The sequence below is a fragment of the Pseudomonas sp. H3_A02 genome, assembly GCF_054671965.1.
In genome coordinates, this window is the sequence record NZ_CP162807.1 from 1,407,497 (window position 1) to 1,425,832 (window position 18,336).

Below are 18,336 nucleotides of genomic sequence, written 5' to 3' on the forward strand. Positions count from 1 at the left end.
CCGCGCTGAGCGGGTCAATACTTAAACGAGAACACAACTATGCTTTTCTCCCGTAAACCATTTGCTTCGGTTTCCAAGCGTCACTTGCTGATGGTCGCTGTCGGCTTCAGCACCGTACTGACCGGCTGTGCCACGTCGCCGACCTCCAAGGTTGCTTCGAGCACCAAGGTCGAGTACTACCCGAACTGCTACGAGCCGGTGCAGCACTTGCGCTCCACCGAAGGCAACATGACCAAGTCGGTTGTCACCGGTGCGGCCGTTGGTGCGGTCGGCGGTGCATTGCTGGGCGTCTTGACCGCCGATAAGGAAGACCGTGGCCGTAACGCCGCCATCGGTGCCGCGGGCGGCGCCCTGGCCGGTGGTGCCGCCGGTTACTACACCGAGCGCCAGAAGCAGATCGCCGATGACAACCAACGCATCGCGTCCTACGCCGCTGACGTCAACAAAAGTGTCTCCGACATCGACCGCAGCACTGCCTACGCCAAGACGTCGCAGCAGTGCTACCAGAACGCGTTCAGCAAACTGGTTGCCGACCGCAAGGCCAAGACCGTCAACGACACCGAAGGCCGCAAGCGCCTGGCGGAAATCGTCGCTGGCCTGAAAGAGTCGAACGACCTGATTGTTGCGGTCAACGGCAAGGCTTCCGAAGACCTGAACAACTACACCCAGGCTTACGAGAAAGACCTGCAGCAAGTGGGTGTGCAGCGTACTGATGTGGTGACCGTGGCTACTGCTGAAACCACGCCGGTTGTGGCTCAGACCAACACCAAGAAAAAGAACAAGAACGTACAACCGGCGAAGAAGAAAGACCTGCCGACTGTTCCGAAAGAAGCGGTAACCACCGAGAAAACCCTGCAGACCGCCAAGGCCAAGCAGGATGAAAGCAAGCAGGTTGCCAGCGCTGGTACCTCTCAGGTCAACAGCATGTGCAAGAACCCGGACCTGGGCGACTGGGCACCGGTTCCTTGCCCGAATGTTTGATTGAGTGATTGCGGCTGATCATTCCCTCGGGGAGTGATCAGTGCACAAAACCTGTGGGAGCGAGCTTGCTCGCGATAGCGTCGGTTCAGTTGGCATTAATGTCGACTGACTCACCGCCATCGCGAGCAAGCTCGCTCCCACAGTTGTTTTGTGCTGGCTGAAATATCTGCTCCAATCCCCAATCCGCCTGTGGGAGCAAAGCTTGCTCGCGAGGCGGCCTGACAGCCGACCTGTCTCTCCGGTTGTGCCCCAATCCAACTGTGGGAGCGAGCTTGCTCGCGATGGCGGCCTGACAGCCGGCCAGGATTTTGTTGACCGGGTACATATCCATTGCTGCGGTAACGGCTACTTAGGGTTCCGCCCTTACGGCGGCTCACTTTTTTTCAGACGCCAAAAAAAGTAAGCAAAAAAGGCTTGCCCCACCACTCGGTGCCTCGCCTAGGCTCGGCATGCCCGAACGCAGGCATTGCTCCGTGGGCCCGCCGCGAAGGGCCATCCATGGCCCAGCGCGGCTATCCCGGCATCCATGCCGGGATGCCCACTCCACAATGCCTGCGTTCGGCCATCGTGGTTAACGGGGCGCCCGAGATCAACGTCCACCGCGAGGCGGCCTGATAGCCGACCTGGTTCTTGGTGAGACCGCGTTCCCCTGTGGGAGCGGGCTTGCTCGCGAAGGCGGCCTTACAGCCGGCCTATCTCTCCCGGCTGTACCCCGATCCAACTGTGGGAGCGGGCTTGCTCGCGATGGGGCCGTATCAGCTTGCATCGATAGTGCCTGATACACCGCCATCGCGAGCAAGCTCGCTCCCACAGTTGTTTTGTGTCGGCTGCTATATCCGCGACAACCCACTTCCCCTGTGGGAGCGAGCTTGCTCGCGATGGCGTCAGCTCAGCTTGCATCAAAGCAAAGTGCTACCCCTCGGTCCCAGGCGCCGCCATCTCCTTGGTTTCCAAATGATCCAACGCCCGCTCAACCAACAACTGCGCCCCATCGGCCATGCGGCTGATCGCCAGGGCGACACAGCGGCGTGAGTCATCCACGTCGTCGGCCAGGTCGGCGGCGATGGTGCTGATGGAGAGCAGGTCTTCGGAGGCGTTAGCCAGCAGGGTTTCGGTGTCGATGTGGGGCGAGACGATGAAGAGTTGGTTTTTGTCGGGTTCGGGCGGTGAGGCAGGCTTGGGCTTGAGGTAATAGTCGAGGGCGCGGGTGGCGGCGTCATCGAGCTTTTTTTCTTCCTGCGCTTGGAGGCGGGATTTGTGACCGCTTTGCGGGGGATTCGGAGTTGCCTTGAACATAATGAAGCTTCCTGGAAGTGGAGCCGGCACCCTCCGATTGCACGTCGAAAAATGGGTGGCAGCTGTACGTAGGTGTGCAAGACCGGTCCAGGAGCCCGGCAGACCCGAAGGTCTCCCACGCGCAGCCGCCATAACAGTCGGCGAGCATAAAAAAATGCTCAGCGAATAGCCATAACGAATACGTTCCTAGATCGGACTTGCACGTCCGTGTCACCGTTTTTTGCGATGACGAACAGAGGTTAGCGGCGCTCGAAAGCGCTGCCTAGTTCGTGAACAGCCCGGCGTATTGAAGGAAATGTCCGAGGAGCAGGAAGGTAAAAAAGATCAAAAGATCGCAGCCTTCGGCAGCTCCTACGGAAATCGATGTAGGAGCTGCCGTAGGCTGCGATCTTTTGATTTTTGGTTTCGTGACTTGGCAGTCATCTTTCGCGAAAACCAGCTTATCTTCCGACAAATCGATACGATGATGGCGTTGCGCCGAAGAATCGCTAAACTGCCAGCCATTGATCTTTTCTCACGAGGCTGTGCCCATGAAATTTCGTTTTCTGCTGTGGATGCTGGGGTTGTTGATGGGCAAGGCCAGCCGGACCAATCCGGCGTTCCAGCAGCAGTTGGGCGACAAGGAGTTGGTTTTCCAGCTACAAACCCTGGACGGTAAGGTCGCCCGGCATTTCACCGTGAAAAACCAGCGCATCACCAGTCAGTCGGGCATCTACCCAGAGCCTGCGTTCGCCATCGCCTTCAAGGACGCGGCCTATGGCTTCGCCACGATGCAGGCCAAGAACAAGCAGTTGGCGTTCATGACAGGGATTCAGGACAAGTCGATCCAGATCAAGGGTAACCCGGCGCTGGTGATCTGGTTCCAGGGGCTGACCAAGTACTTGAAGCCGAAGAAGGCCAAGCCCAAGGCTTGATTGGTTTGGCCTGAAAGGCCAATGATTTGGCCGCCAGGGATCATGGCTCTGTCAACCCTGACAGGTGTGTGGACCGGTGTTTGGGCGCTCCATTGATGATGAAGCCAGCGTGGTTTCATACACCTTGATGGAGTAACGATCATGGCCTATGCATCAAGCGCCGTTCAAGCTGGAACGCTCGACCCCACCTTTGCCGAAGGTGGGGTGCTGACGCTGCCCACCCGCGAATTAGGAGGCTACCGCACGTTAGCCATGCTGCCGCTAGCTGAAAACAAGCTACTGATCACCGTGCTCTTACCGGAAAAACCCGGCGCTTTCGGACTGTCTAAAGTGAACGAGGATGGGTCGATCGATAGGGAGTTTGGTGGAGCCGGGACGGGCGTGGTGGAATTCTCCAAAGAAAATACATATGTGGACGAGATCGTCGACATCTGCGGCCTGAGCGATGGTGGATGGCTGGTGATGGGCGGATATGCATCGTCCGGTGATTCCGGCATTTATGTCGTGCGGTTCTTGGAAGATGGGCGGCTGAATACACTCTTTGGCGAGGACGGTGTGCGCTGGCTTCCGTTTCGTCTTGAGCCAAAGAGTGGAGGTATGGAAGATGGGCCGCTGACGTTTAGTTGGCGGGACCGAGAACCCTCCGCACAGGCTCCGCGATCTTCAGGCAATAATGGCTCTTCTGCGGTTGAGCAGCCGGATGGAAAGATCATTCTGCGCAATGTGGTCAATAGCGGCTCCGACGACCTATCGCACTGGGTGGTGCTTCGTCTTAACCCGGATGGCTCTACTGACGAAACGTTTAATGAGACTGGATCCGTGGTCATCGAGTTTCCAGGTGTGCCCCGTGTCGCTACCAGTGTCAAAGGTGTTGCCCTTCAATCAGATGGCAAGGTGTTGGTTTTCGGGGATTTTTTCCAAAACACTCTGGCTTCCAGTATTTATGTGGCGCGTCTGGATGCAACGGGACGTTTCGATACCAGTTTCAATGGCGGCGTCGGCGTTGTGACCGTTCCGAATCTTCATTATGCGAACGCGAATGCGATGGCGCTGAGAGAAAGCGACGACGCGATTGTTGTTGCAGGGGATTGTTGGCCCAATCCCGATCAAGGCTTCGACAGGCATGGTCTGATGTTCGTATTAAGTCGCGATGGATTCTTCGATTTTGCTTTCAATAGCGGGCAGCCACTGTTCTCTAAGTTGGTGGATAAGGGGCATGACTGGTATCGCTGCGCATGGCAGGCAGACGGTTCCATCGTCGTCGCGGGCACTACCGGCAGGGGGGGTGTTGAGACGGGGGTGTTAGCGCTGACGGCGCGTTTGCGCTCTGATGGTTCGCTGGACCCGACCTTCAATGGCAGTGGTTTTGTGCGTTTTAACGAAGAAGGCTATGAGGCGACTGTCGAGGATATGGGGCTAATGCCTGACGGACGGATTGTCGTTGGCGGTTTTACGCGGCGACCCGGCGCCGTATATTGGGGCCGCACCTTTGGAAGCTGGTTCATACGCTACCTGGCTTGAATGGCTATGGATCGGTGGCGGGGGAAGCCAACTCCCCTGCCACAAAAAGCTCCACTCCCAACCTGCAATCAGTGGCTGAACTGCGAAGCCAGTTCCCGCAGCAGCACTTCAGCCTCAAGCACTTTGCTGACCACGTCGTTGGCCTTTTCCCGGGTCAAGCCCACGCGTTCGAGCAACGCGTCCGGGATTTCTTCATCCGGGCCGGAGCCGATGCTGCGGGCGCGCAGCAGGCGCACAGCCAGGCACACCAGGTTCGGGTAGGCGGCGTATTCGCCGTCGTAGTGCGGATCGTGCTGGAAGCGCAGGGCGGTGGCCAGTTCGTCGGGCATGTCCCAGTAGCGCATCAGCCAGGCGCCGATCTGTTCGCGGCTGATGCCCAGCAGGTGTTGTTCCACGTAGCTGTGGCACAGGTGCGGGTTGACCTCCAGGTGCCGGCAGATCAGCGAGAAGTGCGGCGGGAACACGTGGGCCAGCAGCAGATAACCGAAGTTGTGCAGCAGGCCGGAGAGGTAGGTCAGGCCGCCTTCGGGACGCTGGGCGCGGGGCATGGCGCGGGTCAGGCCTTCGATGACGGCGGCGGTATAGATCGACTGATGCCAGTACGGCGTGGTGTGTTGCGGGTGGTCCTTGGGCAAGCTGAGGGTCTTGCCCAAGGCCAGGCCCAGCGCCAGGTTGATCACCAGGTCGAAGCCCAGGACGCGGACGATGGCGTCTTCTACCGAGCGAATCTTGCCGGGCGAGGCGTAGTAGGGCGAGGCGGCCCAGCTCACCACTTGCGCGGCCAGGGCCGGGTCGGTTTCCACCACACCGGTGATGTCGTCGATGGTGGCGTCGGGGTCGACCCGCAGCTTGATGATCTTTTGTGCGGTTTCAGCCAGCGGCGGGATCTCGATGGTTTCTTCCAGCCGTTGCTGGATACGCCGGGCAGTGAACGCCTGTACGGCCTGGGTGATTTCCGCGCGGTCGTCGTGCGGGCGATCCAGGTTGGGGATGATGTTGCTCACGGCTTCGCCGAACGTCGCGGCGCTGGCCTTGGTGAGCATGGTTTTGAACGCTTCGCTGGTCACTTCCAGCAGCAGCCCCGGCTCGCCGGAGTTGATCAGCAGCTTCGGTTCGCGCAGCAGGCTTTCTTCGTACAGGCACGGTGAGCTGGTCAGTGCCGGCAGGCCGGGCAGCAGGCTCAGGCTGTGTTTGCCGAGCATGCGCTCCAGGCGTTCGGTCGGCACCGCCGTGAGCTTGCGACCGGTGAGTTCGGCCAGGCGATTGAGGTCCAGCAGCTGGCTTTGCGGAAACAGCACCATGAGCGCGCCAACGGCATCGTGCAGCAACACCGCCTGGACTTTGCGGGCAGGGTTCAGGCCGGGGTGTTCGAGTACTTCGTCATAGCCGATGCCCAATTTCTCGAGCAACAGCCGAATAACAGACGGAGCGTGCGGGGCTTCGGGGACGAGGGCAGCTTCTGTCATGGTCTGTATCCGTTTTCCTACAAGTTGGTCAGTATAACCAGCTTGTCCGGCACGCGGGTCTTGAAAACTGAGCGCGTGCTCACACTTGGCCGTATTGCTGCCCATGACGCAGCCAGCGATCCAGCAGCGGGCTGACGTGGTCGGGCCAGCGTTCCAGCAGGGCCTGGGCGGCGTCGCGTACGGCGGGGAGCAGATCGGCGTCGCGCATCAGGTCGGCTACTTTGAATTGAAGCAGACCCGTCTGGCGTGTGCCGAGCATTTCACCGGGGCCGCGCAATTCGAGGTCTTTTTCGGCGATGACGAAACCGTCGTTGGTTTCGCGCATGATCCCCAGCCGTTGGCGGCCGATCTGCGACAGCGGCGGGTGATAGAGCAAGACGCAATGGCTGGCGGCGCTGCCCCGGCCCACCCGGCCGCGCAGTTGGTGCAACTGCGCCAGGCCCAGGCGTTCGGGGTTCTCGATGATCATCAGGCTGGCGTTGGGCACGTCCACACCGACCTCGATCACCGTGGTGGCGACCAGCAATTGCAGGGCGCCGGCCTTGAATTCAGCCATCACCGCGGCTTTCTCGGCGGGTTTCATGCGGCCGTGGATCAGCCCGACCTTCAACTCGCCGAGGGCGGCGGTGAGGTCCTCAAAGGTGGTTTCGGCCGCCTGGCAGGTCAGTTCTTCCGACTCTTCGATCAATGTGCACACCCAATAGGCCTGCCGACCCTCGGCACAGGCGCTGCGCACGCGCTCGATCACCTCCACCCGTCGGGTATCGGTGACCAGCACGGTATTGACCGGCGTGCGGCCGGGGGGCAGTTCGTCGAGGATCGAGGTGTCGAGGTCGGCGTAGGCGCTCATTGCCAGAGTCCGCGGGATCGGCGTGGCGGTCATGATCAGTTGATGAGGGCACATCCGCCCGCCGACGCCTTTCTGCCGCAGGGCCAGGCGCTGTTGCACGCCGAAGCGGTGCTGTTCGTCGATGATCACCAGGGCCAGGTTCTTGAATTGCACTTCGTCCTGGAACAGCGCATGGGTGCCGACCACCATCGGTGCGCCTTCGGCGATCTGCGCCAGGGCGGCGGCGCGGTTCTTGCCCTTGAGCTTGCCGGCCAGCCAGGCGACTTCGATGCCCAGCGGTTCGAGCCAGCGCTGGAAGGTGATGAAATGTTGTTCGGCGAGGATTTCGGTGGGCGCCATCAACGCCACCTGATAACCGGCCTCCAAGGCTTGCAAGGCCGCAAGGGCGGCGACCACGGTCTTGCCGGCGCCGACATCGCCCTGGATCAGCCGCAGCATGGGCTCGGGCTGGCTCAGGTCGTAGGCGATTTCATTGCCGACCCGTTGCTGGGCGCCCGTGGGAGTAAAGCCGAGGTTGGCCAGGTAGCGGGCCGGCAGGTCCCTGGCCTTGGGCATGGCCGGGGCGCGCAGGGAACGCAGGCTTTCGCGCAGGCGTTGCTGGGACAGTTGATGGGTCAGCAGTTCTTCGAACGCCAGGCGGTGCTGGGCCCAGTGATGGCCGAGGGCGAGTTCGTCGACATCGGCGTCGGCAGGCGGATGGTGCAGGTAGCGGATCGCATCGGCCAACGGCGCCAGTTGATAATCCCGGGCCAGTTCCGTGGGCAGCCAGTCGGGCAGGCTGCTGGGGCCAAGCAATGTCAGGGTTTGCTGGCAGAGCTGGCGCAGGCGTTGCTGGGTCAGGCCTTCGGTGAGCGGATAGACCGGGGTCAGGGTTTCATCCACGGGCGGCGGTTCGTCGCCGGTAATGCTGCGGTATTCCGGGTGGTAGATCTCCAGCCCCGATGCTCCGGGCCGCGCCTCACCGTAGCAGCGCACGCGGGTACCGCGCTTGAGGCCTTCCTTCTGAGCATTGCTGAAGTGATAGAAGCGCAGGCTGAGCCCGCCAGTGCCGTCCTGCAGGCGCACCACCAGGCTGCGACGGCGGCCCATGACCACGTCGGCGCCGCTGACGGTGCCTTCGATCACCGCATCCTGCCCCGGGCGCAGATGGCCGATGGGCACCACGCGGGTGCGATCCTGATAGCGCAACGGCAGGTGAAACAGCAGGTCCTGGAGGTTTTCCAGGCCGACCTTGGCCAGTTTTTCGGCCATGGCTTCACCGACACCCTTGAGTGTCGTGACCGGCACTTTCGACAGCTCAGTCATGGCAGCGGCTTACTTGGCGGCAGGCGGCTTGGCCACGGAGCACAGGCGGATCGAGTCGGCGAGGATTTCGATGGCCTTGGGCCGCGGGAAACTGGCGCGCCAGGCGATGGCAACGGTGCGGAACGGAACGGGCGGCGTCAGCGGGCGGACTTCGATCACGCCGGGGGAGTAATGATGGCTGTCCACCGCCGACAGCGGCAGGATCGAAATGCCCAGGCCGGATGCGACCATGTGGCGAATGGTTTCCAGGGAGCTGGATTCCACCGTGGTGTGCTTGGCGCCTTCGCTGCCCTTGGTCAGGGTCGGGCAGGCTTCGAGCACCTGGTCGCGGAAGCAATGGCCTTCGCCGAGCAGCAGCAGGCTCTTGTCGTTGAGCAGGGCGGCATCGATGGTTTTTTTCTGGGTCCAGGGGTGTTGAGCCGGCATCAGGACGTAGAACGGTTCGTCGTAGAGCGGCAGGGTCAGGACATCGGCTTCGTTGAACGGCAAGGCGATGATGATTGCGTCCAGCTCGCCGTTGCGCAGCTTGTCGCGCAGCACGTGGGTGAAGTTTTCTTCGATGTACAACGGCATCTGCGGGGCAACCCGGTGCAGTTGCGGAATCAGGTGCGGGAACAGATACGGGCCGACGGTGTAGATCGCGCCGACTTTCAGCGGGGCGGTCAGTTGGTTTTTGCCGGCCTGGGCCAGTTCGCGAATGCCTTGGGCCTGCTCCAGGACCTTCTGTGCCTGGGCAACGATGCCTTCGCCCACCGGGGTCAGGCGCACGGCGCTTTTGCTGCGCTCGAAAATCAGCACACCGAGTTCGTCTTCAAGCTTTTTCACACCCACCGACAGCGTCGGCTGGCTGACGTGACAGCGCTCGGCCGCATGGCCGAAATGCTGCTCTTGGGCGAGGGTCACGATGTAGCGTAATTCTGTGAGGGTCATGGCGAGCGTCCGTGAAGTTGCGAGCCAAGCATACCGGCTGCAATCGATAGACGCACGTTATCAGACTGGGGGCGCGGTGCGACACTGTCGAATGTCTGTGTGGACAGGGATTTATTTGAGAATGTGGAATTGTCTGTGGGAGCAAGGCTTGCCCGCGATGAAGTTAACGCGGTGCTCACTGGAACCGAGGTGCCTGTATCGCGAGCAAGCTTTGCTCCCACAGATGTCCTGGCTCCACAGATGTCTTTGCTGCGAATTACCTGGGCTCCAAAAACCTCGTTACTAGAAACAAGAAGCCCCTGTTACAGGGGCTTGCAAATTTGAGGTCAACGCCGGCGCTTGTCGATGGAGTACACAAACGGTGCCGTCAGTTCGATGGTGCCGTTGGTCAGCAGCTCCGCCGGTGGCTTGGGCAGCGGTTGGGCGCGGCGGATCATTTCCAGGGTGGCCCGGTCCAGCAACTCCGTGCCGGAACTGCCCACCAACTCGAATGACAGCACGTTGCCGTTGGCATCCACCACGAAACGCAGGCGGTTGGTGCCTTCCTTGTTCATTTGCTGGGCCCTGGGCGGGTACTTCTTGTACTTGCCCAAGTGCGCCAGCAGCGTGCCCTGCCAATTGGCCTTGGCGGCTGTTTGCGCAGGTGACGGGCCAGGCGCCGGTTGCGCGGACTTCTCGGTCGGTGCCTGGGTCGGCTGGGTGTCGCTCGGTTTCTGCTCCGACGGCTCTTCCTTCGGCGGCTCCGGCTTCTTCTCGACCACGGGCTTGGGTTTGGGCGGTTGAGGCTTGGGCTTGGGCTTGACCGGCTTGGGCACGGCGATTTCCGGCTTCGGCGCTTCGGCAAGCTTAGGCAGCGGCAGCTCTTCCACCGGCTCGGGCGGTTGCGGCGGTGTGACGACTTTTGGCGGTGCCGGTGGCGGCGGGGCGGGCACTGGCGCCAGCTCGACCATCATCGCCTGGGGCGGCAATTCGATGGGCGGGCGCGAGGTCCAGTTCAGCGCCAGGGCGATGGCGAGCGCATGCACGCCCAGCACGACCACCAGGCTACCGCTGTAACGCGTCAGCTTTTGGCGCGTCGTGATCATTGCTTGGGCGCCGTCTCTAGGCCGACCAGGCCGACCTTCAGGTAGCCGGCGCTTCGTAGCGCGTCCATCACGCTCATCAGGTCGCCGTAGTCCACGCCTTTATCGGCCTGGAAGAAGATCGTCGTGTCTTTCTTGCCTTGGGTCTTGGCGTCGAGGGTCGCGCCGAGGGTATCGGCCTTGACCTCGTCCTCACCCAGGAACAGGCGTTGGTCGGCCTTGACGCTGAGGAACACCGGTTTTTCCGGCCGTGGCGAAGGCTTGGCCGTCGACGCCGGCAGGTCGACTTTGATGTCCACGGTGGCCAGCGGGGCGGCCACCATGAAGATGATCAACAGCACCAGCATCACGTCGATGAACGGTGTGACGTTGATTTCGTGGTTCTCGGCCAGATCGTCGTCTGCGCCTTCTTTCAAATGCAGGCCCATGGCCGATTACCCCACTTTCACCATGTGCGGTTGCGCGCCGCGCTCGGGCGGCAGATGGTCGAGGTCGCGGCTGACCAACAGCAGGACTTCGGCCGAAGCGTCGGAGACCTGGGCCTTGTAGCCGGCAATGGAGCGGGCGAAGACGTTATAGATCACCACGGCTGGAATGGCCGCGACCAGACCCAATGCCGTTGCCAGCAGGGCTTCGGCGATGCCGGGGGCGACGACGGCGAGGTTGGTGGTCTGGGTCTTGGCGATGCCGATGAAGCTGTTCATGATGCCCCAAACGGTGCCGAACAGGCCGACGAAGGGGGCAGTGGAACCGATGGTGGCGAGCACGCCGGTGCCACTGCTCATGTTGCGACCGCAGGCGGCAACCAGGCGCTCAAGACGGAAGCTCACGCGTTCCTTGATGCCTTCCTTCTCGCGGCTGTTGGCCGACAGGCGCATCTCTTCGAGTGCGTCATGCACCAGCAGGTTGGCGAGGGTGCCTTCCTTCGCGGCGGTGGCGCTGGCTTCCTTGAGGGTGGCGGCTTTTTTCAGGGCGGCGATTTCACCGCGCAAGCGACGCTTGGCCCCCAACAGCTCGAAGCCTTTGGCAATCCAGATGGTCCAGGTGATGATCGAGGCGATGGCCAGGCCGATCATCACGATCTTGACGATGATGTCGGCGTTTTTGTACATGCCCCATGGCGACAGGTCGTGGGCCATGCCCAGGGTGTTGTCGGCTTCGAGCACTTCAGGTGCCTGGGCCTCGACGGCTTGGGCTGGATCGGTGGCTACCGGCGTCGCAACGGGAGCGGCCGGGTCCGTCGGTGCCTGGGCGGCAGCAGGTGCGGCGGTCGGGGTTGTGGCTGGGGGCGTGGCGGGCGTCTGTGCATCAGCGAACGCGGCGGCAGGTGCCAGCAGCAGGCTGAACAGCAAGGCGGCTACCGTGCTCCAGGCACGAGGTCGATTGGTTGGCGAAGCGGGGGATAGAGAGCGTTTCATGCTGGCCGGACCTGAGAAAAAAAGAAGGTTGATGCTCTTCCAGGCCTCGTGGGCCGAGAACAAAAGTGGCGAGCATTATTGCAAGTAATTCTTGTTAACAAAAGTAATACAGTAACTTTTTTTCTCACATGGCTAGCCGCTCATCCCCTACGGAGGCTAGTCTGCGGCTTTGCCAGAGGAGTTTTTAATGTCCGCGCCTTCTGTTTTGATTGCCGGCTGCGGTGATATCGGCGGCCGCCTGGCCCGCCAATTATTGGCCGAACGTTGGCAAGTCCATGGCTTGCGGCGTACGGTTTCGAGCCTGCCGACCGGCGTCATCGGGGTGGCAGGGGATTTGTTCAGCGAGCAATGCCCCGTTGATTGGCCCATCGGTCCGCTGGACTACCTGGTGTACAGCGCCGCCGCCACCGACCACGACGAGGCGGGCTATCGCACGGCTTATGTCGAAGGGTTGCAGCATGTGTTGGGCTGGTTGAAGCAGCATGGCCAGCGGCCCAAGCGCCTGTTGTTTGTGTCCAGCAGCAGTGTTTATGGGCAGCAGCAGGGCGAGTGGGTGGATGAAACTTCGCCTACCGTGGCCGGCGGTTATTCCGGTCGGCTGATGCTTGAAGCCGAACAAATCGCCCTGGACAGTGGCATCCCGGCCAGTCGCGTGCGCCTGACCGGCATCTATGGGCCGGGTCGGGAGTGGTTGCTGAGCCAGGTGCGCCAAGGTTATCGCGTGGTGATCGACCCGCCGCTGTACGCCAATCGTATCCATGCCGACGATGCCGCCGGCTTGCTGGCGTTTCTGCTGGAGGCTGATCGCCAGGGCCAGGTGTTGGACGATTGCTACATCGGCGTCGATGACGCCCCCGCGCCACTGGCCGAAGTGGTGGGCTGGTTGCGGGAATACATGGGGGTTATCGAGTGGGCCGAAGACGCCAGCGTGCGTCGCGCCGGCAGCAAGCGCTGCAGCAATGCCCGGGCGAAGGCCTTGGGGTGGACGCCGCGTTATCCGAGTTTTCGCGAGGGGTATGCGGCGATTCTGGAAGGGCGTTGCTGACTTACAGCCACCCCAAAACAAACTGTTGGAGCGAGCCTGTGGGAGCAAAGCTTGCTCGCGATGACGTCGCTACATACAACACTTCTGTTGGCTGTAAAACCGCTATCGCGAGCAAGCTTTGCTCCCACAGGCTCGCTCCCACATTAGGGAGTTCGGGTTACTGCTTTTCAAGCACCCACTTGCGATCACCCGGTGTGAATGACGGCATTTCATCGGCCAGCGCGGCATTCACGGTCTGGAAAATTTCCAGCTTCTTGCCGTCGCGAGCGAAGATCCAGGTGTTGCCCTGGCCGTTCTGTTGCAGCCAGATGTTGTCGTTGCCGCCACTCATGGAGGCGCAATCGCCCGCCAGGCATAAGGCGTAGCGATCGGCGCCGGGCAGGCCGCTGACCTGGCCGTCAGGCTGGAATTGCACGGTGGCGCCTTGGCCGGGGCCGTTGACGATGTTCCAGGTGCCACCGAGGTAGGCGGCATACAGCGCCCGTTCGAAACTGGCGCCGATGGGTGCGCCTTCCGGCACCTGGACTTGCGCACGGTCGAACACCTGCTGCGGTTCGTTCTCGGTAGCCGCCTGGCTCAACTGGTCGCCGTCACGCTTGAGTTCGCTGGCGGAGCTGCCGTAGAAGTCGACTTTCCAGGCGCCGTCTTCTTCGCCCAGCAACTTGCCTTCGACGTTTTCAAAGCCGTTGGTGTAGCGCGCCTGGCCGGCCCGGGTGTTGACGTCCCATTCCAGGTTAGGGCCATAGCCTTGCAGCGCTTCGCGCAGCGGGCCGCCTTTGGCGGCAGCGTCGATGGCCGCCTGGTTGATCCAGGTGCCGCTGATGTCACGGTCGGCAGGGTCGCTGGCGCAACCGCCCAGAAAGAGGGCGAGCAGCGAGAGAGCAAGCGCTTTGCGCATGGTGGAATCCTTTCAAGACGAAAACGGCGCAGCGGGGGAGGCTGCGCCGACCTTATTACTCGATGACCAGGATGGCATCCATCTCGACCTGCGCGCCCTTTGGCAGGGCCGCCACGCCAATGGCGGCGCGGGCAGGGTAAGGCTGATCGAAGTACTTGCCCATGATCTCGTTGACCTTGGCGAAGTGGCTCAGGTCGGTGAGGAAGATGTTGAGCTTGACGATGTCCTTGAACGAACCGCCAGCAGCTTCGGCCACGGCCTTGAGGTTTTCGAACACCTGCACGGTCTGGGCCTCGAAGCCTTCCACCAGCTCCATGGTTTTCGGGTCCAGTGGGATCTGGCCCGACATGTACACGGTGTTGCCGGCCTTGATCGCCTGGGAGTAAGTACCGATGGCGGCCGGGGCCTTGTCGCTGGTGATTACAGTCTTGGTCATTGATGACTCCTTGTAAGCAATAGGGCTGTTGAGGCGCTATGCGCGCATCCGAGTGATGCGGATAACGCCGGTCAGGGCGCGCAGTTTCTTGATCACGCGGGCCAGGTGCACACGGTCGTGCACGCTGACCACCAATTGGACGACGCTGATGCGGCCATCGCGCTCGTCCATGCTGATTTTTTCGATATTGCCGTCGGCGGCGTTGACGCTGCTGGCCAGCAGGGCGATCAGGCCACGCTGGTGTTCCAGCTCGACCCGCAACTCGACATTAAATTCGCCGGTGACATCCTTGGCCCAGGAGAGCTGGATGCATTTTTCCGGGTTGTGGCGGATTTCGCTGATGTTGCGGCAGTTGTCCAGGTGCACCACCATCCCCTTGCCGGCGGACAGGTGGCCGACAATCGGGTCGCCCGGGATCGGCGTGCAACACTTGGCATAGCTGAGCACCAGGCCTTCGGTGCCGCGAATCGCCAGCGGGCCTTCGGGGCTTGGCAGCTGTTCGCCTTCGCCAAGCAGGCGGCGGGCGACGACATAGGCCATGCGATTGCCCAGGCCGATGTCTTCGAGCAGGTCTTCGATCAATTCGAGGCGGTATTCGTGGAGCATCACTTGCACGCGCTCGCCTGGAATCTTGTCCAGGGAGCTGTCGAAGCCGTTCAGGACCTTGTTCAACAGGCGTTCGCCGAGGCTGATGGATTCGGAGCGGCGTTGCAGCTTCAGCGCGTGACGAATGTGCGTGCGGGCCTTACCGGTGACCACGAAGTTGAGCCACGCCGGGTTGGGCCGTGCGCCGGGGGCGCTGACGATCTCCACCGTGGAGCCGCTTTGCAGCGGCTCGGACAACGGTGCCAGGCGACGGTTGATGCGACAGGCGATGCAGCTGTTGCCGACGTCGGTGTGCACCGCATAGGCGAAGTCCACGGCCGTGGAGCCTTTGGGCAGCTCCATGATCCGGCCTTTGGGCGTGAACACGTAGACCTCGTCCGGGAACAGGTCGATCTTCACGCTCTCGATGAATTCCAGGGAGTTGCCGGCGCGCTGCTGCATTTCCAGCACACCCTTGACCCATTGCCGGGCGCGGGCGTGGGTGCTCTTGGGTTGTTCGTCGCCGCTGGATTTGTAGAGCCAGTGGGCGGCGATGCCGTTGTTGGCCATCTCTTCCATTTCGCGGGTGCGGATCTGGATTTCGATCGGGACGCCGTGCATGCCGAACAGCGTGGTGTGCAGCGATTGGTAGCCGTTGGCCTTGGGGATCGCGATGTAATCCTTGAAGCGCCCCGGCAACGGTTTGTACAAATTATGTACAGCACCGAGCACGCGATAACAGGTATCGACCTTGTCGACGATGATCCGGAACGCGTAGACGTCCATGATCTCGTTGAAGGCCCGACGCTTTCCGCGCATTTTCTTGTAGATGCCGTAGAGGTGTTTCTGTCGCCCGCTGACTTCGCCTTCGATGCCGTCGATGGCCAGGCAGTGGCTCAGGGACTCTTCGATCTTGTTGACGATTTCCTTGCGGTTGCCCCGGGCGCGCTTGACGGCCTGGTTGATCCGCGCCGAACGCATCGGGTGCATGGCCTTGAAGCCCAGGTCTTCGAACTCGATGCGGATCGCGTGCATGCCCAGGCGATTGGCGATGGGCGCATAGATTTCCAGGGTTTCCTTGGCGATGCGCCGGCGTTTTTCGCCGGAGAGTACTTCCAGGGTGCGCATGTTGTGCAGGCGGTCGGCGAGCTTGACCAGGATCACGCGGATGTCGCGCGCCATGGCCATGGCCATTTTCTGGAAGTTTTCGGCCTGGGCCTCGGCCTTGGTCTCGAAGTTCATCTGAGTCAGCTTGCTGACCCCGTCGACCAGTTCGGCCACGGTTTCGCCGAACTGCGCTTGCAGCGCTTCCTTGGCAATGCCGGTGTCTTCGATCACGTCATGCAGCATCGCCGCCATCAGGCTCTGATGGTCCATGTGCATGTCGGCAAGAATATTCGCCACCGCAAGAGGATGCGTGACGTACGCTTCGCCGCTGCGGCGGCGTTGGCCGTCGTGGGCTTGTTCAGCGTAGAAATAGGCTCGGCGGACCAGGTTGACCTGGTCCGTGCCGAGGTAGGCCGATAAGCGATCGGCGAGGGCGTCTATGCTCGGCATGATGATGACTCCTGCCGTTTGCTGTGACCCCGCGCCGTGCTACGTCGACCAGGCATAGGCTTAGACCGCCTCGTTGGACTCGTCCTCGAACGCTGCGAACAGCGGTTCGTCTTCGACGATTTCAGCGTTGGCGATGAACTCGTAGCTCATCAGGCCTTCGGCGATTTCACGCAGCGCTACCACGGTAGGCTTGTCGTTTTCCCACTGGACCAATGGCTCTTTGCCGCCGGTGGCCAGTTGACGGGCACGCTTGGTAGAGAGCATGACCAGCTCAAAGCGGTTTTCCACGTGTTCTAGGCAGTCTTCAACGGTTACGCGGGCCATGGTATTCCTCGGAGCGAATGCAATATGCGCGCTGCCCGGTTGGGCGAGCGGACTCGACAGTTTAAAAAAACACCAGCGTTTAGGGAAGCGCTGATTTTTTAACCAAACCCCTCGGCGCGCTGCGACTACCAATGTAAAGCCGTCGCAGCGGTTTTGGGAAGGGCTGATCAGCCCAACAATTCGGCCAATAATTTACCGAAACGTTGCTGCTGGCGTTTCTGTTGCAGCTGGCTGGCGCGGAAAATCGCCTTCAGGTCGTCCAGTGCGTGGGCGAAATCGTCGTTGATGATCAGGTAATCGTAGTCGACGTAGTGGCTCATTTCGCTGACCGCTTCGCGCATCCGGCCTTCGATGATTTCGTCGCTGTCCTGGCCGCGGTTGGTCAGGCGCTGGCGCAACGCCTGCTGGCTCGGCGGCAGGATGAAGATCGAGCGGGCCTGGGGCATCAGCTTGCGCACCTGCTCGGCGCCTTGCCAGTCGATTTCCAGGATCAGGTCGTGGCCTTCGTCGAGGGTCTGCTGCAAGTAGCTTTGCGAAGTGCCGTAGAGGTTGCCGAAGACTTCGGCGCGCTCCAGGAAGTCGCCGTGCTCGGCCATCTTCACGAACTCTTCGCGGTCGACGAAGTGATAGTTCACGCCATTCACTTCCCCCGGGCGCATGGCACGGGTGGTGTGCGAGACCGAGACGCGAATTTGCGGCTCGGCGTCGATCAACGCCTTGACCAGGCTGGTCTTGCCGGCGCCCGAGGGCGCGGAAATGATGTAGAGAGTGCCGGTGCTGTGGGTCATGTCGGGTTAGCCTTACTCAATGTTCTGCACTTGTTCGCGCATTTGCTCGATCAACACCTTGAGGTTGACCGCTGCCTGGGTGCTGCGCGGGTCGAAGGCTTTGGAGCCCAGTGTATTGGCTTCGCGGTTGAGCTCCTGCATCAGGAAGTCGAGGCGGCGACCGGCCGCGCCGCCGGACTTGAGCACCCGGCGAACTTCGATGATGTGGGTGCTCAGGCGATCCAGTTCTTCGGCCACGTCGCTCTTTTGCGCGAGCATGACCATTTCCTGTTCCAGGCGTTGCGGATCCAGCTCGGCCTTCATGTCGGCGAAGCGGTCGAGGACTTTCTGGCGCTGGGTGGCGAGCATCTGTGGGACCAGCTCGCGCAGGGTGCTGACGTCTTCTTCGATGGAGGTCAGGCGCTCGTTGATCAGCCGGGCCAGCTCCGCGCCTTCACGCTCGCGACCGGCCTTGAGTTCTTGCAAGCCTTGGTTGAACAGTGCCAGCGCCTCGGCGTTCAGCGCTTGCGGGTCGCTCGCGTCACCCACCAGCACGCCGGGCCAGGCCAGGACTTCCAGCGGGTTCAGGGCTGCCGGATTCTTGATCAGGCTGGCGACGGTTTCGGCGGCGGCGACCAATTGCGCGGCGCGCTCGCGGTCCACTTGCAGGGCTTTGCCGGTGCTTTCTTCGGTGAAACGCAGGGTGCATTCCAGCTTGCCCCGGGACAAGCCCTGGCGCAGCGCTTCGCGCACTCCGCCTTCCAGGTCGCGGAAGGACTCGGGCAGGCGCAGGTGCGGCTCCAGGTAACGGCTGTTGACCGAGCGCAGTTCCCAGCTCAGCGTGCCTTGGGCCCCGGCTTTTTCGACGCGGGCGAAGGCGGTCATGCTGTGCACCATGGAGGTTCCTCGCAATGCAGGCCGGCACGACGGTGGTCGTGGGCCTGGGATCTGTAGATAAAAG

General features: G+C 61.6%; 18 protein-coding genes. 5 read left to right on the forward strand and 13 right to left on the reverse strand.

From position 1 onward, the window contains the following. Nucleotides 1-39: 39 nt before the first annotated feature. Both tagQ and AB4N80_RS05920 read left to right on the forward strand, forming a co-directional pair. Nucleotides 40-981 (forward strand): type VI secretion system-associated lipoprotein TagQ, encoded by a 942-nt coding sequence (gene tagQ, locus AB4N80_RS05915; protein ID WP_305468836.1) that lies wholly within the window; start codon nt 40-42, stop codon nt 979-981. 414 nt (nt 982-1,395) lie between these two features. Beyond that, on the forward strand, nt 1,396-1,596 hold the full coding sequence (locus AB4N80_RS05920; protein ID WP_163006802.1) for a nucleoid-structuring protein H-NS: 201 nt from the start codon (nt 1,396-1,398) through the stop codon (nt 1,594-1,596). A gap of 297 nt (nt 1,597-1,893) precedes the next feature. Here AB4N80_RS05920 and AB4N80_RS05925 read toward each other — a convergent pair whose 3' ends face one another. Further along, nucleotides 1,894-2,277, reverse strand: coding sequence for a DUF6124 family protein (locus AB4N80_RS05925; protein WP_354335998.1), 384 nt, complete (start codon nt 2,275-2,277; stop codon nt 1,894-1,896). A gap of 530 nt (nt 2,278-2,807) precedes the next feature. Between AB4N80_RS05925 and AB4N80_RS05930 the strand changes: the two genes are divergently transcribed. Next, entirely contained in the window at nt 2,808-3,191 is a 384-nt protein-coding gene (locus AB4N80_RS05930; protein WP_305468834.1) for a helicase, read from the forward strand. A 141-nt stretch (nt 3,192-3,332) separates the two neighbouring features. Further along, nucleotides 3,333-4,712, forward strand: a complete 1,380-nt coding sequence (locus AB4N80_RS05935) for a hypothetical protein (RefSeq protein ID WP_460081126.1) — start codon at nt 3,333-3,335, stop codon at nt 4,710-4,712. A gap of 68 nt (nt 4,713-4,780) precedes the next feature. Here the strand turns inward: AB4N80_RS05935 and AB4N80_RS05940 are convergent, their stop codons facing one another. From AB4N80_RS05940 to exbB, 6 genes are all read right to left on the reverse strand, one after another. Beyond that, nucleotides 4,781-6,178 carry an HDOD domain-containing protein gene (locus AB4N80_RS05940; RefSeq protein ID WP_460081128.1) on the reverse strand — a complete coding sequence of 466 codons (1,398 nt, stop codon included), beginning with the start codon at nt 6,176-6,178 and terminating at the stop codon, nt 4,781-4,783. 79 nt (nt 6,179-6,257) lie between these two features. Then, the gene (gene recG / locus AB4N80_RS05945) at nt 6,258-8,333 is read right to left on the reverse strand and encodes an ATP-dependent DNA helicase RecG (protein ID WP_305468832.1); all 2,076 of its coding nucleotides are present in this window, start codon (nt 8,331-8,333) and stop codon (nt 6,258-6,260) included. A 9-nt stretch (nt 8,334-8,342) separates the two neighbouring features. After that, nucleotides 8,343-9,263, reverse strand: a complete 921-nt coding sequence (locus tag AB4N80_RS05950; protein WP_122567571.1) for a hydrogen peroxide-inducible genes activator — start codon at nt 9,261-9,263, stop codon at nt 8,343-8,345. Between the two features lie 326 nt (nt 9,264-9,589). After that, nucleotides 9,590-10,348, reverse strand: coding sequence for an energy transducer TonB (locus tag AB4N80_RS05955; protein ID WP_122567570.1), 759 nt, complete (start codon nt 10,346-10,348; stop codon nt 9,590-9,592). Beyond that, entirely contained in the window at nt 10,345-10,773 is a 429-nt protein-coding gene (gene exbD / locus AB4N80_RS05960) for a TonB system transport protein ExbD (protein WP_122567569.1), read from the reverse strand. The genes AB4N80_RS05955 and exbD overlap by 4 nt, the downstream gene beginning before the upstream one ends. 6 nt (nt 10,774-10,779) lie before the next feature. Beyond that, nucleotides 10,780-11,763 (reverse strand): tonB-system energizer ExbB, encoded by a 984-nt coding sequence (gene exbB / locus AB4N80_RS05965; protein ID WP_122567826.1) that lies wholly within the window; start codon nt 11,761-11,763, stop codon nt 10,780-10,782. Between the two features lie 187 nt (nt 11,764-11,950). Between exbB and AB4N80_RS05970 the strand changes: the two genes are divergently transcribed. Continuing rightward, the gene (locus AB4N80_RS05970) at nt 11,951-12,808 is read left to right on the forward strand and encodes an SDR family oxidoreductase (protein ID WP_460081133.1); all 858 of its coding nucleotides are present in this window, start codon (nt 11,951-11,953) and stop codon (nt 12,806-12,808) included. Between the two features lie 157 nt (nt 12,809-12,965). Here the strand turns inward: AB4N80_RS05970 and AB4N80_RS05975 are convergent, their stop codons facing one another. The 6 genes from AB4N80_RS05975 to AB4N80_RS06000 all read right to left on the reverse strand — a co-directional run bounded on the left by AB4N80_RS05975 (nt 12,966) and on the right by AB4N80_RS06000 (nt 18,272). Further along, nucleotides 12,966-13,706, reverse strand: a complete 741-nt coding sequence (locus AB4N80_RS05975; RefSeq protein ID WP_122567567.1) for a hypothetical protein — start codon at nt 13,704-13,706, stop codon at nt 12,966-12,968. Nucleotides 13,707-13,761: 55 nt separating this feature from the next. Then, the gene (locus AB4N80_RS05980) at nt 13,762-14,142 is read right to left on the reverse strand and encodes a RidA family protein (RefSeq protein WP_014340863.1); all 381 of its coding nucleotides are present in this window, start codon (nt 14,140-14,142) and stop codon (nt 13,762-13,764) included. Nucleotides 14,143-14,178: 36 nt separating this feature from the next. Then, nucleotides 14,179-16,284 (reverse strand): bifunctional GTP diphosphokinase/guanosine-3',5'-bis pyrophosphate 3'-pyrophosphohydrolase, encoded by a 2,106-nt coding sequence (gene spoT / locus AB4N80_RS05985; protein WP_053126562.1) that lies wholly within the window; start codon nt 16,282-16,284, stop codon nt 14,179-14,181. Nucleotides 16,285-16,344: 60 nt separating this feature from the next. Then, entirely contained in the window at nt 16,345-16,608 is a 264-nt protein-coding gene (gene rpoZ / locus AB4N80_RS05990; RefSeq protein ID WP_003177259.1) for a DNA-directed RNA polymerase subunit omega, read from the reverse strand. A gap of 167 nt (nt 16,609-16,775) precedes the next feature. Then, a complete protein-coding gene (gene gmk, locus AB4N80_RS05995) occupies nt 16,776-17,396 on the reverse strand; it encodes a guanylate kinase (protein WP_053126561.1) in 621 nt (206 codons plus the stop codon). A gap of 12 nt (nt 17,397-17,408) precedes the next feature. Further along, complete coding sequence (locus AB4N80_RS06000) at nt 17,409-18,272, reverse strand: YicC/YloC family endoribonuclease (protein ID WP_305468829.1); 864 nt, start codon at nt 18,270-18,272, stop codon at nt 17,409-17,411. Nucleotides 18,273-18,336: the final 64 nt, after the last annotated feature.